The 14,402-nt window shown below is 59.8% G+C and carries 9 protein-coding genes and 7 pseudogenes; 15 read left to right on the top strand and 1 reads right to left on the bottom strand.

Going from position 1 to position 14,402, the window contains the following annotated elements:
* Window positions 1-55 precede the first annotated feature (55 nt).
* From JCM25143_RS22995 to JCM25143_RS22200, 15 genes and pseudogenes are all read left to right on the top strand, one after another.
* Complete coding sequence (locus tag JCM25143_RS22995; protein ID WP_234394811.1) at window positions 56-955, top strand: SurA N-terminal domain-containing protein; 900 nt, start codon at window positions 56-58, stop codon at window positions 953-955.
* Window positions 880-1,848: a peptidyl-prolyl cis-trans isomerase gene (locus tag JCM25143_RS22990; RefSeq protein ID WP_234394810.1), complete on the top strand. Its 969-nt coding sequence runs from the start codon at window positions 880-882 to the stop codon at window positions 1,846-1,848. Before JCM25143_RS22995 ends, JCM25143_RS22990 begins: the two co-directional genes overlap by 76 nt.
* Window positions 1,845-2,120: a hypothetical protein gene (locus tag JCM25143_RS22985; protein ID WP_035370254.1), complete on the top strand. Its 276-nt coding sequence runs from the start codon at window positions 1,845-1,847 to the stop codon at window positions 2,118-2,120. The genes JCM25143_RS22990 and JCM25143_RS22985 overlap by 4 nt, the downstream gene beginning before the upstream one ends.
* Window positions 2,117-3,645: pseudogene (trpE, locus tag JCM25143_RS15580) on the top strand (anthranilate synthase component I). The gene JCM25143_RS22985 and the pseudogene trpE overlap by 4 nt, the downstream one beginning before the upstream one ends.
* Window positions 3,646-3,702: 57 nt before the next feature.
* Window positions 3,703-4,299: pseudogene (locus JCM25143_RS15575) on the top strand (anthranilate synthase component II).
* Window positions 4,292-5,403: pseudogene (gene trpD, locus JCM25143_RS15570) on the top strand (anthranilate phosphoribosyltransferase). The pseudogenes JCM25143_RS15575 and trpD overlap by 8 nt, the downstream one beginning before the upstream one ends.
* Before the next feature lie 11 nt (window positions 5,404-5,414).
* Window positions 5,415-6,281, top strand: coding sequence for an indole-3-glycerol phosphate synthase TrpC (trpC, locus tag JCM25143_RS00660; RefSeq protein ID WP_025859670.1), 867 nt, complete (start codon window positions 5,415-5,417; stop codon window positions 6,279-6,281).
* 1 nt (window position 6,282) lies between these two features.
* Window positions 6,283-6,759 (top strand): cyclic pyranopterin monophosphate synthase MoaC, encoded by a 477-nt coding sequence (gene moaC, locus JCM25143_RS00655; protein WP_025859669.1) that lies wholly within the window; start codon window positions 6,283-6,285, stop codon window positions 6,757-6,759.
* 122 nt (window positions 6,760-6,881) lie between these two features.
* Window positions 6,882-7,892, top strand: coding sequence for a pyruvate dehydrogenase (acetyl-transferring) E1 component subunit alpha (gene pdhA, locus JCM25143_RS00650; protein WP_025859668.1), 1,011 nt, complete (start codon window positions 6,882-6,884; stop codon window positions 7,890-7,892).
* A gap of 6 nt (window positions 7,893-7,898) precedes the next feature.
* Window positions 7,899-9,262, top strand: a pseudogene (locus JCM25143_RS15565) (pyruvate dehydrogenase complex E1 component subunit beta).
* Window positions 9,263-9,274: 12 nt separating this feature from the next.
* Window positions 9,275-10,528, top strand: a complete 1,254-nt coding sequence (locus JCM25143_RS00640) for a pyruvate dehydrogenase complex dihydrolipoamide acetyltransferase (RefSeq protein WP_025859667.1) — start codon at window positions 9,275-9,277, stop codon at window positions 10,526-10,528.
* Between the two features lie 27 nt (window positions 10,529-10,555).
* A pseudogene (gene lpdA, locus JCM25143_RS15560) lies at window positions 10,556-11,966 on the top strand (dihydrolipoyl dehydrogenase).
* Window positions 11,967-12,102: 136 nt separating this feature from the next.
* Window positions 12,103-13,073, top strand: a pseudogene (gene lipA, locus JCM25143_RS15555) (lipoyl synthase).
* Entirely contained in the window at window positions 13,073-13,555 is a 483-nt protein-coding gene (locus JCM25143_RS00625; protein ID WP_025859666.1) for a type II toxin-antitoxin system RatA family toxin, read from the top strand. The pseudogene lipA and the gene JCM25143_RS00625 overlap by 1 nt, the downstream one beginning before the upstream one ends.
* A 21-nt stretch (window positions 13,556-13,576) precedes the next feature.
* Complete coding sequence (locus JCM25143_RS22200) at window positions 13,577-13,732, top strand: hypothetical protein (protein WP_159101566.1); 156 nt, start codon at window positions 13,577-13,579, stop codon at window positions 13,730-13,732.
* Window positions 13,733-13,887: 155 nt separating this feature from the next.
* Here the strand turns inward: JCM25143_RS22200 and JCM25143_RS22540 are convergent.
* Window positions 13,888-14,371: pseudogene (locus JCM25143_RS22540) on the bottom strand (CinA family protein).
* Window positions 14,372-14,402 lie beyond the last annotated feature (31 nt).

Below are 14,402 nucleotides of genomic sequence, written 5' to 3'. Positions count from 1 at the left end.
TCATGTCTGTCGTTGCGCCCATATGTGGCATCCGCACAAATGCACGGCCCACGCTGTGGCTATCCCTGACAGAACAGGCCATGAACCACAACCGCCGCATCCTGCGCCACGGTTATGGCTGGTCAAGCGCCACGCCTGCGCTTATGGTGCCGCGCCTGAATATGATAATGGCATAGTGTTTGACAAGCGGTGGATCCCCGAGGCGATGATTTCCTACCTGCGGCGAGTTTTTGTTGAATCGTGGCTGGGCCGTGTGACCGCAGCCTTTGTCTTCCTTGCCTTTGTCGGCTGGGGTGCGGGCGATGTCGTCGGCCATCTGGGTGAAGGCCCCGATGTCGCAGCCCGTGTCGGTAAGCAGACCGTCACTGCGGGGGCACTGGCCTCCGCCCTGCAGGCTGAACTGCCCGCAGCGGCGCGCCAGGCCGGGATGAGCGATCCTTCTCAGCTTTCGCCCATCATGCGCCGCCAGATGGCGCTGCAGATTCTCCAGCGCCTGACTGGCCGGGCCGAGGTGCTGGACGCCGCACGGACAATGGGCCTGATTGTCCCCAACTCAGCCGTGCGGGATGAAATTTTCTCGCTCCCCAATTTCAAAGGGCCAAACGGGCAGTTTGACCGCGCGACCTTCAATACTGTTCTTCAGGAACGCCACCTGAGCGAAGAACATGTGATCCAGCTTGTGCGCGATGACCTGACAGTCCGCGCTGTCCTGCTGCCCATGGCTGAAGGCGCAAGCGTGCCGGACATCATGCTCCAGCGTTTCATCACCTTTGGTGCGCGCACGCATGTGGTGGATTTCATCCGCGTGCCGTTCGCTGCACAGCCAACACTCCCCGCACCAGATGAGGCAGCGCTTCGCCGCTATTACGCCAACCATCCGTGCTATTCCGCGTGCCGGAACTGCGCCACGCCCGGATTGTCGTCCTGTCGCCCCAGACCGTTTCGGATACGCTGACGCTGGACGAAAACCGGATAAAGCAGATCTATGATGAGCAGGCCAGCCGTTTCAACGCACCTGAATCGCGTGATGTTCAGCTCATTACCTTCCCGACACAGGAACAGGCACAGAGCGTCAGCACCGCATGGGCTGCATCCGGTGACTGGGCTGCCGCCCAGAAAGCGGCAGGCAACGCCGCTTCGGTGGCAATGCCGGGCACGCGCGCGGCCGCCATTCCTTCCGAAATCCTGCGCACAGCTATTTTCAGTGCTCCGGCAGACAGCGTCAGCAGCCCTGTGAAGACAGAAGCAGGATGGGCGGTTTTCCGGGTTTCGAACATCAAACCGGCTCAGGTCACGCCTTTTGCCACAGCGCGCGAGCAGATTCTTGATGAGTACCGCAAGGCCGCCACACCTTCGGCCATCAGTGAACGCCTGCGACCTCTGCAAGATGCAATCGCAGCCAAAGGGCTTGATGCCATTCCCGATACGTTGGGGGCTGCAGCCATTTCCGGCACGCTCAACGCGCAGGGCCTGACAGCCGAAGGCACACCCGCACCGATTCCGGCATCAGGCCCCCTACGCAATGCGATCATTCATCAGGTTTTTGCCCAGAAGGAAGGGGCTCCTCCGTTCCTGAACGAAGGGCCTGACAATAGCTGGTTTGCCGTGGCCGTGGATACAGTCAAGCCATCCGCCCCGCTGAGCTTCGAGGAAGCCCGCCCGCAGGTTCTCGCCGCATGGCAAGCTGAAAACCGCCGTCACGCGGCCGATCTGGCGGCTACCGCACTCTATACGGCCGCCAAGGCCAAAGGGGCTCTGGGCACAACGCTATCGCCGGGGCGCAGACTACCCGCGGCGCTTCGTTTGCTCTGGCTGCACCCAACAAGAACATCCCCGCTGAGCTCATGACGGCCCTGCCGAACATGAAACCCGGGCAGGCATTTATGGCGGAAGACGACAATGCATTTTTTGTCGCCGTCGTCACGCGGGTGTTCGTACCCAACCCGCCGGCACCCGAGCAGGCTATTAGCAAGCTGCGTGCGAGCCTCTCGCAGGCCATGGGGGAAGATATCGCAGCAAGCTATATCAATGCCCTGTCGCGCAACACTCCGCCCCGCGTCATTCAAACGGGCGTTAACACCGCTCTGTCGGAAGCCGGGTTTGGCGGCAACACACCATGACCATGAAGCTCCATTCCTCCGACTCTCCATCACGCAAGGCGTGCGAGGCGGCTTGGCATAATGGTCAGGCTTCGGTGGTGTTCTCGGTCGAGGCAGCAGATCTGCTGACGCCGGTTTCCGCCTATATCCGTCTAACCCACCTGCATGCCGGGGCAGGGCGGCACAGCCTGCTGCTTGAAAGCGTGGAAGGCGGCATATCCCGTGGCCGCTATTCCGTTATAGCGCTGATGCCAGACCTGATCTGGACCTGCCATAATGGCTGCGTGAGTGTAGAAGCCGATGGCCACACGACCACAGCGGTTGAGCGCCCTCTGGACAGCTTGCGCCAGCTCATTCAGGAAACCCAGCTTACCCTGCAACCGGGGCTCCCCCCCATGATTGCGGGACTGTTCGGGTATCTTGGCTACGACATGGTGCGTCAGATGGAGCATCTGCCAGATGCCCCGCCTGATGACCTGAACCTACCCGAAGCCGTGCTGATGCGGCCCGGCCTGTTTGCCGTTTTTGATACAGTCACCGACGAGCTTATTCTGGCGGCCCCCGTGCGCCCTGCGGCAGGTGAAACCTGTGGCACCGCATGGGATCGCGCGCATGCCCTGCTGGCCCGCGCGCGCAACTGTCTGGCAGGAGCATTGCCCACACAGCCGCCAACACCTGATGTGCCACCTTACCGCGAGCCGGTTTCAACCTTCACGCATGACGAGTTCTGTGATTCCGTAAGGAAAATACAGGACTATATCGCGGCAGGTGACGCTTTCCAGGTCGTGCCCAGCCAACGCTTTTCCACGGCGTTTCCGCTGCCATCCCTCGACCTTTACCGGGCGTTACGGCGGATCAACCCGGCTCCGTTCCTGTTCCATCTTGATTTTGGCGGCTTTTCGCTCGTTGGCTCATCACCCGAAATTCTGGTGCGTCTGCGCGCAGGCAAAATGACGGTTCGCCCTCTGGCAGGCACACGCCCGCGCGGCGAGACCACAGAAGAAGACCAGCAGCTTGAGCAGGACCTTCTGGCCGATGAAAAGGAAATAGCCGAGCATCTGATGCTCATCGATCTCGGGCGCAACGATGTGGGCAGGGTTAGCCAGCCGGGATCAGTCGCGGTCACGGAACGGTTCGTCATTGAGCGTTTCAGCCACGTCATGCACATTTCCTCCAACGTGGAAGGCACGCTGCGGCCAGAGCTTGATGCGCTCGACGCCCTTGTGGCGGCTTTCCCGGCCGGAACCTGACCGGGGCACCTAAAATCCGCGCTATGGAAATTATTGACGAAATCGAGCGTACGCGCCGCGCCACCTATGCTGGCTGTATCGGCTACTTCGGGGCCGGTGGCGACATGGATACCTGTATCGGCCTGCGCATGGCGGTTATCAAGGATGGTGCAATCCACGTACAGGCTGGCTGCGGCGTGGTGGCGGATAGCCACCCCGAAAGCGAATACGAAGAAACCCGCCACAAGGCACGAGCCGTTTTCAGGGCTGCGCAAACCGCCATGGAGCAGGCGCGCGAAGAGGCGGGCAGGGGATAATACCTCGCCCGTTTCGTGTTAATTGACCGCGGCAGTTTAAAAGGCCATCATTTCACCATGATCCTTCTGATCGACAATTACGATAGTTTTACCTTCAACCTTGTCCATTATCTGGGCGAGCTGGGGGAGACGTGTGACGTTGTTCGCAATGACGCCCTGAGCCCCATGAAGCCCTTGCCCTGAACCCGCAGGCCATCGTTCTTTCCCCCCGGCCCGTGCTCCCCCAACGAGGCTGGAATCTGCTGTGACCTGATTGCTGCTGCCGCTGGTAAAGTGCCTGTTTTCGGTGTCTGCCTTGGGCATCAGGCAATAGGGCAGGTTTTCCGTGCCGAGGTTGTCCGCGCCCCCACCCCCATGCACGGCAAGATCAGCCCGGTCTATCACGAGGGCAAGGACGTGTTCGCGGGCCTTCCCAGTCCTTTCAAGGCCACACGCTATCATAGCCTGACACTGGAACCCGCCAGCATTCCCCCGCATCTGGAAGTCACGGCGTGGACGGAAGATGGCGTGATCATGGGTGTGCGACACCGTGAACTCCCGATATCAGGCGTGCAGTTCCACCCCGAGAGCATTGCCTCTGAATATGGGCATGACCTGCTCCGTAATTTTCTGACCATCGCCCGGGAATGGAATGCCGGACAGGCTCATGTCTGACACTCTGAGCGCGGTTACGGCTGACAGCCACGCCCTGTTTACGGCAGTGCTTGAACGGCTGGCCAAACGAGAATCCCTCAGCGCTACACAGGCCGAAGAGGCTTTTGGCGTAATCATGGACGGCGCGGTTTCATCCGAACGCATTGCCGCCTTTCTAATGGCATTGCGTGTGCGTGGAGAAACGCCCGACGAACTGCTGGGGGCGGTAACCGCCCTGCGGCAGCGCATGAACGCGGTGCCAGACCTGCCAGACAACACCGTGGATGTCTGCGGCACGGGGGGGGACAATTACGGGACGCTGAATGTGTCCACCGCCGTTGCTTTTGTTCTGGCGGCTCTGGGCATTCCTGTTGCCAAGCATGGCAACAGGGCGGTTTCATCGCTTTCCGGCGCATCGGATGTGTTGGGTGCGCTTGGCGTACCCCTTCTGGCGGATGCCGCATCCCTTCGTAGCCAGATGCAGTCACATCGGGCCATTTTCCTTGCGGCCCCCAACCATCACCCGGCCATGCGGCATGCGGCGCAGGCACGCAAGGCGCTGGGGCTGCCCACTCTGTTCAACCTTGTTGGCCCGCTGGTAAACCCCGCCGGGGTCCGGCGGCAGCTGGTAGGGGTGTTTTCTCCTTCATGCTACGGCCCGTGGTGGATGTGCTGGGCAGACTGGGTTCCGAACGAGTATGGGCCGTATGCGGCCTGCCGCGCATAGGTCATGGCGGCATTGATGAAATGACGCTGGCTGGCCCCACGCAGGTTGAAGCCCTTGAAGATGGGCGTGCTTATTCCTTTGCGGTTGAGCCGGAAATGGCGGGGCTTGCATACGCGCCAGTGAGTGCCATACAAGGAGGAAACGCACAGCATAACGCGCAAGCGCTTGATGAGCTGTTGCGTGGTGCGCATGGGGCTTACCGGGACACCGTCCTGTTAAACGCGGCCTGCGCCCTTCATGTCGCGGGGCGGATCAGCCTTCTGCACGAAGGGCGGCTTGACCCGCATGCGCTGAAAAATGGTGTGGCGGAAGCCGCGCGCTCGCTGGATAACGGGGCCGCTCTGGCGGTTCTTGATGGGTTACGCGCGGCCGGGTCTGCCGCTCGACCCGAAAGATAAACAGGACAATCATGAGCGATACACCCAACACGTCCACGGTTGCACCTTCAGACGCCGTTTGCGCCGCCGGAGCCGACGAACTGCCTGATGTTCTGGCCCGTATCTGCGCCAGAACGAAACTGGAAGTCGAACACCGCTCCACCCTGCTGCCCCTGAAGGAAATTTCAGCGAAGGTGCAGGAGCAGAAGGACGCACCCCGTGGCTTTGGACGCGCCCTGAAAGAAAAAGCCGCAGACCGCGCCGTGGGGCTTATCGCCGAAATCAAGAAGGCTTCTCCTTCGGCGGGCATCCTTCAAGAGCATTACGACCCGGCTCAGGTCGCACGTAGCTACGAGCAGGCCGGGGCTGCCTGCCTGTCGGTTCTGACTGAAAGCTCATGCTTTCACGGCTCGAATGACGACCTGATCACAGCACGTGCCGCCTGCGCGCTGCCTGTCCTGCGCAAGGACTTCATTCTCGACCCGTGGCAGGTTTATGAAAGCCGCCTGATCGGTGCTGACTGCATCCTGCTGATCATGAGCATCCTGAGCGACGAAAAAGCGCTGGAACTGGTAGACCATGCCAAAGGACTGGACATGGACGTTCTGGTGGAAGTTCATGACGAGGAAGAACTGAACCGCGCTCTGGCGCTGGATACTTTCCTGATCGGCATCAACAACCGCAATCTCAAGACACTGGTGACGGATATCAACACCACCAGCCAGCTTGCGCCGCTGGTGCCGCCTGACAGGATCATTATCTCGGAAAGCGGCATCAAGACCCATGCCGAAATCGAGCAGCTTTCCGCACAGGGCGTAACGGGTTTTCTCGTTGGGGAATCCCTGCTGCGTCAGCCCGACCCCGGAGAGGCCGCGCGCAAGCTTCTGGGCACGGACTGACATGACACAGGCACGGCTGACGCATCTGGACATGGCTGGCCATGCCCGGATGGTGGACGTTTCCGCCAAGCCCGCAACACATCGCAAGGCCGTGGCGTGCGGGGAGATTCTCATGGCCTCCCGCACGCTGGACATGATCCAGTCGGGCGATATGCCCAAGGGCGATGTGTACGCGACAGCGCGTATAGCGGGGATCATGGCGGCCAAGAAAACCGCCGATCTTATCCCATTATGTCACCCTCTGAGCCTAAGCAGCATCAGCGTGGATTTTGCTGCTGGGAATGACAAGGTCGTGATTACCGCCGTTGTTACAACAACGGGGGCGACAGGTGTGGAAATAGAAGCGTTGACGGCTGTGTCAGTCGCAGCACTAACCTTGTATGACATGTGCAAGGCAGTGGATCGCGGCATGCAGATCGACAACATCAGGCTGTTGCACAAAAGCGGGGGACAGTCAGGAGAATATAACGCCAAATAAAGGCGCGGCCCAAGAACCGGATTTTCATGCACTTAACAAAGACGCAGGATAAAATGTCTGTCTTCTCCCAATCAAAGCCAGGTGTCGCATTAAATGGTTGAGTATAGTTAAGGACTCCATTCATGGGTACAACAGACAAACAGGTGGGCAAAGCGGGCCGCAATGAGCCCTCTCTGACCCGCGACCAGTTCATGCAGGCTTACCATGACATGCTGCTGATCCGCCGTTTCGAGGAAAAGGCCGGACAGCTTTACGGCATGAGCCTCATCGGTGGTTTCTGCCACCTCTACATCGGGCAGGAAGCCGTTGTGACCGGCATCCAGATGTGCCTGCGCGATGGTGACAAGCTCATCACCTCCTACCGCGACCACGGACAGATGCTTGCCGCAGGCATGGAGCCGCGAGGCGTCATGGCGGAGCTGACCGGCCGCGCCACGGGATATTCCCATGGCAAGGGTGGCTCCATGCACATGTTCTCCCGTGAGAAGAATTTCTACGGCGGACACGGCATCGTGGGGGCACAGGTTGCGCTGGGCATCGGGCTTGCCTTCGCCAACAAATACCGCGGGACGGATGAAGTCGCCGTTGCGTATTTTGGGGATGGTGCAGCCAATCAGGGGCAGGTTTACGAAAGCTTCAACCTTGCGGCCCTGCACAAGCTGCCCTGTCTCTTCGTGCTTGAAAACAACCGTTACGGCATGGGCACCTCGGTCGAGCGCGCTTCTGCCTGGCACGAGTTCTACAAGAACGGCGAACCCTGGGGCATTCCCGGCAGGCAGGTGGACGGTATGGACGTTGCCGCCGTGCATGAAGCCGCCGCCGAAGCCGTGGCGCATTGCCGCGCAGGGAAGGGGCCTTTCCTGCTGGAAATGATGACCTACCGCTACCGTGGCCACTCCATGTCAGATCCGGCCAAATACCGTACGCGTGAAGAGGTTGAAAACGTTCGCAAGCACCACGACCCGATCGAACACGTTAAGCATATCCTTCTGGAAGCCGGGGTGGAAGAAGCTGCCCTGAAAGCCATGGATACCGAGATCAAGGCCATCGTCAACGACGCCGCGGACTTTGCACAGACAAGCCCGGAACCTGATCCTTCTGAACTGTTCACGGACGTTGTGCTGGAGGCCTGAAAGATCATGGCGACTGAAATTCTGATGCCCGCGCTTTCCCCCACCATGACGGAAGGCAAGCTTTCACGCTGGGTGAAAAAGGAAGGAGACACGGTCTCCGGCGGCGATATTCTGGCCGAAATCGAAACCGACAAGGCCACGATGGAAGTCGAGGCGATTGAAGACGGCGTGCTCGGCCGTATTCTTGTGCCCGAAGGCACCGAAGGGGTTGCGGTCAACACGCCTATCGCCATTTTGGTGGAGGAAGGCGAGGCCGTGCCGGATCAGGCAGGCCAGACGGCACCCGCAGCCACACAGGCAGCGCCGGCCGCAGCACAGCCTGTATCGGCAGCACCTGCTGCTGCGACGCAGGCTCCCCAAAGCTTTGTTTCGCATGAAGACAAGGACTGGGGCCCCACACAGGAAATTACCGTGCGCGAAGCGCTGCGTGACGCCATGGCGGCGGAACTGCGCCGCGATGGTGATGTCTTCCTGCTGGGTGAGGAAGTGGCCGAATATCAGGGTGCCTACAAAATCTCGCAGGGGCTTTTGCAGGAATTCGGTGAGAAGCGCGTCATTGACATGCCCATTACCGAACACGGTTTTACAGGCATGGCCGTTGGCGCAGCCCTGACCGGGCTGAAACCCATTGTCGAGTTCATGACCATGAACTTCGCCATGCAGGCCATTGACATATCATCAACTCGGCAGCCAAGACGCTCTACATGTCTGGCGGGCAGATGGGTTGTCCCATCGTTTTCCGTGGCCCCAATGGTGCCGCCGCGCGCGTGGGTGCCCAGCACTCGCAGTGCTACGGAAGCTGGTATGCGCATGTGCCTGGCCTCAAGGTTGTCGCCCCATGGTCGGCAGCAGATGCCAAAGGCCTACTGCGTGCCGCCATTCGTGACCCCAACCCGGTTGTGGTGCTCGAAAACGAAATCCTGTACGGCCACAAATTCCCATGCCCGGTGGATGAAGACTTCATCCTGCCTATTGGCAAGGCGAAGATCGAACGGCCCGGCAAGGATGTGACGATCGTATCCTTCTCCATCGCGGTGGGGATCGCTCTGGAAGCTGCCGAGCTTCTGGCGGCGGAAGGCATTGAGGCCGAAGTCATCAACCTGCGCAGTCTCCGCCCGCTGGATACCGCAACCATTGTCGAGAGCGTTCGCAAGACCGGTCGCCTTGTGACGGTGGAAGAAGGCTGGCCGTTCGCGGGAATTGGCTCCGAGGTTGCCATGCAGGTGATCGAGCATGCGTTTGACTGGCTGGATGCGCCGCCCGCACGCGTTGCTGGTGTGGATGTACCCATGCCGTTTGCCGCCAATCTGGAAAAACTGGCGCTGCCACAGCCCGAGCACGTCGTCAAAGCCGTGCGCGGCCTGATCTGAGAGGCTGAGACGATGGCAACTGAAATTCTCATGCCAGCCCTTTCCCCCACCATGACGGAAGGCAAGCTGGCGCGGTGGGTCAAGAAAGAAGGCGACACCGTTGCATCAGGCGATGTGCTGGCTGAAATCGAAACCGACAAGGCGACGATGGAAGTCGAAGCCATTGAGGAAGGGATTTTAGGCCGCATTCTGGTGCCCGAAGGGGCCGAAGGGGTCGCGGTCAACACGCCTATCGCCATTCTGGTGGAAGAAGGCGAGGCCGTTCCGGCTGAAGGGGCGCTCAAGTCTTCGACCCCCACGGCTCCTGCTGTACAGAACAGCCCGGTGGCCCCACAGGCACCAGCCCCCACGCCTGCGGCCCCCGCACCGATAGCCGCCAAGGCGGCAACCGGTACCCGTATCGTGGCGTCCCCTCTCGCACGGCGTATTGCCCGACAGAAGGGGCTCGACCTTGCGAACATCAAGGGCTCCGGCCCTAATGGCCGTATCGTCAAGCGGGATGTGGAAAACGCCCAGAACGCACCCAAGGCTGAAGCCGCTGCACCTGCCGCTGCCCTGCCTGCTTCGGGTGGCAGCCGTCTGGTGCCGCACACCACCATGCGCAAGGTCATTGCCCGCAGGCTGACTGAATCCAAGGCTAATGTCCCGCATTTCTATGTTTCCATAGATGTGGAACTGGACGCCCTGATGGCGCTGCGTGCCCAGCTTAACGCACTGGCGGAAGGCGAGGGGGAAGACGGCGTCAAGCTCTCCGTCAATGACATGCTCATCAAGGCTTCGGCAGTAGCACTCAAAAAGGTGCCCACGGTTAATGCCTACTACACCGAAGAAGGCATACTCCTGCATGAAGATGCCGATATCTCCGTCGCGGTGTCTCTTGATGACGGGCTGATTACCCCGATTGTCCGCAAGGCCGATTCCAAGAGCCTGCGCGAGATCAGTCAGGAAGCCAAGTCGCTGATCAGCCGCGCCCGTGCAGGCAAACTCAAACCGGAAGAGTTTCAGGGCGGCACGTTCTCGATCTCGAACATGGGCATGTATGGCGTCAAGGACTTTGCCGCCATCGTCAACCCGCCGCAGGCCGCGATCCTTGCCATTGCCGCAGGTCGTAAACAGCCTGTCGTATCGGGCAACGAGATCAAGATCGCAACGGTCATGACCGTGACCCTGTCGGTTGATCATCGTGCCGTTGACGGCGCAACCGCCGCACAATGGCTGAACGCGTTCCGCACGGCTGTGCAGTCGCCCCTGTCTCTTGTGCTTTAACCAGCACGTAGCGGAGAATCTGATACCATGAGCCAGACCGATTTTGACCTGGTTGTTATCGGTGGCGGCCCGGGCGGCTATGTGGCCGCGCTGCGCGCCGCACAGCTTGGCCTGTCCACTGCTGTGGTTGAAGCCAACCACCTTGGGGGCATCTGCCTGAACTGGGGCTGTATCCCCACCAAGGCGCTGCTGCGCGCCTCGGAAATCAATCATCTACTGCATGACCTTGATGGCTACGGCTTCAAGGCCGAAGCGGTAAGCTTTGATTTTAAAAAAATTGTTGCCCGCTCCCGCGCTGTATCCAAGCAGCTTTCATCGGGGGTTTCGCACCTGCTCAAGAAAGCCAAAGTCCCTGTTTTTGAAGGATTTGGCAAACTCGATGGCGTAACAGCCAACGGCAGGCGCAAGGTGCTGGTCAGCAAGAAAGACGGCGCGCCCCAGACCCTGAACGCCAAGAACGTCATTCTGGCAACAGGGGCCAGAGCCCGTATCCTGCCGGGACTTGAGCCGGACGGACAGTTTATCTGGTCCTACCGCGAAGCCCTTGTGCCGGAAGAAATGCCCAAGCGCCTGCTGGTCATCGGCTCGGGGGCCATCGGTACGGAATTTGCCTCGTTTTACCGCAACATGGGCGCGGCAGTGACTTTGGTTGAAGTCGCCCCGCGTATCCTGCCCGTGGAAGATGAGGAAATCAGTGCCATTGCCCATAAAGAGTTTGAAAAACAGGGCATAAGGATACTTACCAACGCCAAGATTGGTCCCCGCAGAAAGGGGCCGATAGTGTCAGCATCACGGTGGAAGCAGGCGGCAAAACCGAAACCATCACGGTGGACAAGATTATTTCCGCCGTTGGTATTGTCGGAAATGTCGAAAACATCGGCCTTGAAGGCACCAAGATCAAGGTTGACCGCACCCATGTCGTAACCGATGCGCTCTGCCGCACGGGCGAGGACGGGGTGTATGCCATTGGCGATCTCGCAGGCGCACCATGCTGGCACACAAGGCCAGCCACGAGGCCGTCATGTGTATTGAGGCCATTGCTGGGAAAACCGTGCATCCTATTGATGTTACAAAAATTCCCGGCTGCACCTATTGCCGCCCGCAAATTGCATCGGTTGGTTATACGGAAGCCCGCGCCAAAGAAGCCGGATACAAGGTGCGTGTGGGCAAATTCCCGCTTCTGGCCAACGGTAAGGCTCTGGCCATGGGGGAACCCACCGGCCTGATCAAGACCGTGTTTGACGATGCAACGGGCGAATTGCTGGGTGCGCACATGATCGGTGCGGAAGTAACGGAAATGATTCAGGGTTATGTCATCGCCCGCACGGGCGAACTGACGGAAGCGGAACTGTCGGAAACGATTTTCCCACACCCCACCATTTCTGAATCCATGCACGAGGCCGTGCTGGCCGCTTATGGTGGCGCACTGCACTTTTAGTCACACGCCAGACCCGCATGGGCGCATCTCCCGCGCCTGTGATGGCGGCAGACCCCAACTCCGGGGTTTGCCGCCTTGACGGGGCAGGTGGAGCGTTCCAGTTCTGTAAGGCTATTGTTCAAGATTGGGCAGGACCATGCCAACGCGCGTCATAATCGATCACCGTAAAAAAGACGTAGTCAAACTGCGCCACCCGGAAAAGGCACATCGGCCTGACAACCCGATTGCCCGCAAGCCTGAGTGGATCCGCGTCAAAGCGCCCAATCACCCGACCTATCATGAAACCCGCGCCCTCATGCGTGACAACAAGCTTGTCACCGTCTGCGAGGAAGCCGCGTGCTAATATCGGGGAATGCTGGTCGCAACGGCATGCCACCATGATGATCATGGGGGAAATCTGCACGCGGGCCTGCGCGTTCTGCAATGTCAGCACCGGTATGCCACTACCGCTGGATACGGACGAGCCCAACCGCGTGGCCGAAGCCGTAGCCCGGCTGGGCCTGCGGCATGTGGTGATAACCTCGGTGGACAGAGACGATCTGGCCGATGGTGGGGCTGCGCATTTCGCGGCTGTAATCAAGGCCATTCGCGCAGCGGCCCCCGAGACGACCATAGAAATCCTGACCCCGGATTTTACGTAAAAACAAGGCACTGGAAGTTGTTGTTGAAGCGCGGCCAGATGTGTTCAACCACAATCTGGAAACCGTGCCCCGGCTTTATCCCACAATCAGGCCCGGTGCGCGTTACTATCAGTCGCTCAGGCTGCTCGACCGCGTGAAACAGCTTGATCCGTCCATTTTCACCAAATCCGGTCTGATGCTGGGGCTGGGGGAAGAGAAAATGGAACTCGCACAGGTCATGGACGACCTGCGTGTGGCGGATGTGGACTTCATCACCATGGGGCAGTATCTGCAACCAACGGTCAAACATGCGCCGGTTGCACGGTTTGTTACGCCGGACGAATTTGAGGACTATGGTGGTATGGCGCGGGTAAAGGGCTTCCTTCAGGTTAGTTCCAGTCCGCTTACCCGCTCATCCTACCATGCGGACAGCGATTTCGCTGCCCTGCGCGAGGCACGCGCCGCACGCCTGAAGGAGATGCGATAATGCCTAAACACGCAGAAAAGCGTGTTCTGTCTTACCAGCCAGAGCAGATTTTCGATCTGGTAGCCGATGTCGGCCGTTACCCTGAATTTCTGCCCTGGTGCACGGCCGCCAAGGTGCGGACGCAAACTACCTCCGAACTTGTGGCTGACCTGACTATCGGGTTTGGCCCTTTTCGCGAGAGCTTCACGTCGCGCGTCACACTTGAACGCCCCGGCACCATTACTGTGCGGTATGAAAAGGGGCCGTTTCGTTATCTGCGCAATGTCTGGCGCTTCAGCCCCGACCCACAGGGCTGCCTTGTCGAATTTTTTGTCGATTTCGAATTCAGTTCCCGCATTCTGCAAATGGCCATTGGCGTCGTCTTTACAGAAGCCACACGGCTGATGGTTTCGGCCTTCATCAAACGGGCGCGTGATATTTACGGGCCGCCGCAGAGTGCTATGGTTGGCTCATCCATACCGGACAGCAAGCCCGCGACCTGAAACCGCGAAGGGAAACCCCTCATGCGTGTCGTATCAGCCCTAACACCGGCTCTGTTCGCCGTGCTGGCCTACGCAGCCCCGGCGCATGCCGTCCCTGATCCCGCGCCTTATCCTGCTGCACAGCAGAACAGCCCGTGTGGAAAGGAAGAAAGGGCGGATAATGAAACAGACGCCTGAACTGTCGAAGCCTTGACCATATTCAGGCCAGACTGGCCGCCATGGCGCAGGCACGCGCACCGCAAGGCAGCGTCATTGCCGCGGGCACCGGTATGGTGGCACCTGAAAGTATCACCACGCCCCAGCTACCCGGCACAGGGCATTGGTATTCCAGTTCAGAGCGTCCCTGAAAGACAGTCGGCCACCATAGTCAGAGCATAGCGCGCCGCCTGCAGGCGGATTTGCTCCCGTGAGCCCGGAAAAACCTGTTTTGCCGCTTTTGCCGTGACGTTTTTCCTGTCCGCCACGGCGAACCAGACCAGCTACGGGCTTTGCGGCACTGCCGCCGCCGGGTCCGGCAATACCTGAAACAGCAACACTCAGCCGCGCCAGTCTGGCAGCAGATAGGGCCCCATGCGCCATGGCCAGTACGGTCGGCTCGCTCACGGCACCATGCTGCGCCAGTATTGCGTCAGGCACGCCCAGCAGGGTCTGTTTCATGGTATTGGAATAGGTTACCAGCACCTTCCGTCATGTCGGAAGAACCGGGAAAATGGGTGAGGGCGGATGCCACCAGCCGCCCGTGCAGCTTTCTGCCGTTACCACCCGCGCCGCAGCCGCACGCAACAGCCCCAGAACCCGCTCGGCCTCCAGCAGCATCGCCGCATGAAGCGTTGCCTCATCAGCAAGA

Origin of the sequence: Acetobacter papayae JCM 25143, assembly GCF_000613285.1 — a bacterium.
Classification (GTDB): domain Bacteria; phylum Pseudomonadota; class Alphaproteobacteria; order Acetobacterales; family Acetobacteraceae; genus Acetobacter; species Acetobacter papayae.
This window is presented reverse-complemented; position numbering and strand designations above follow the sequence as displayed.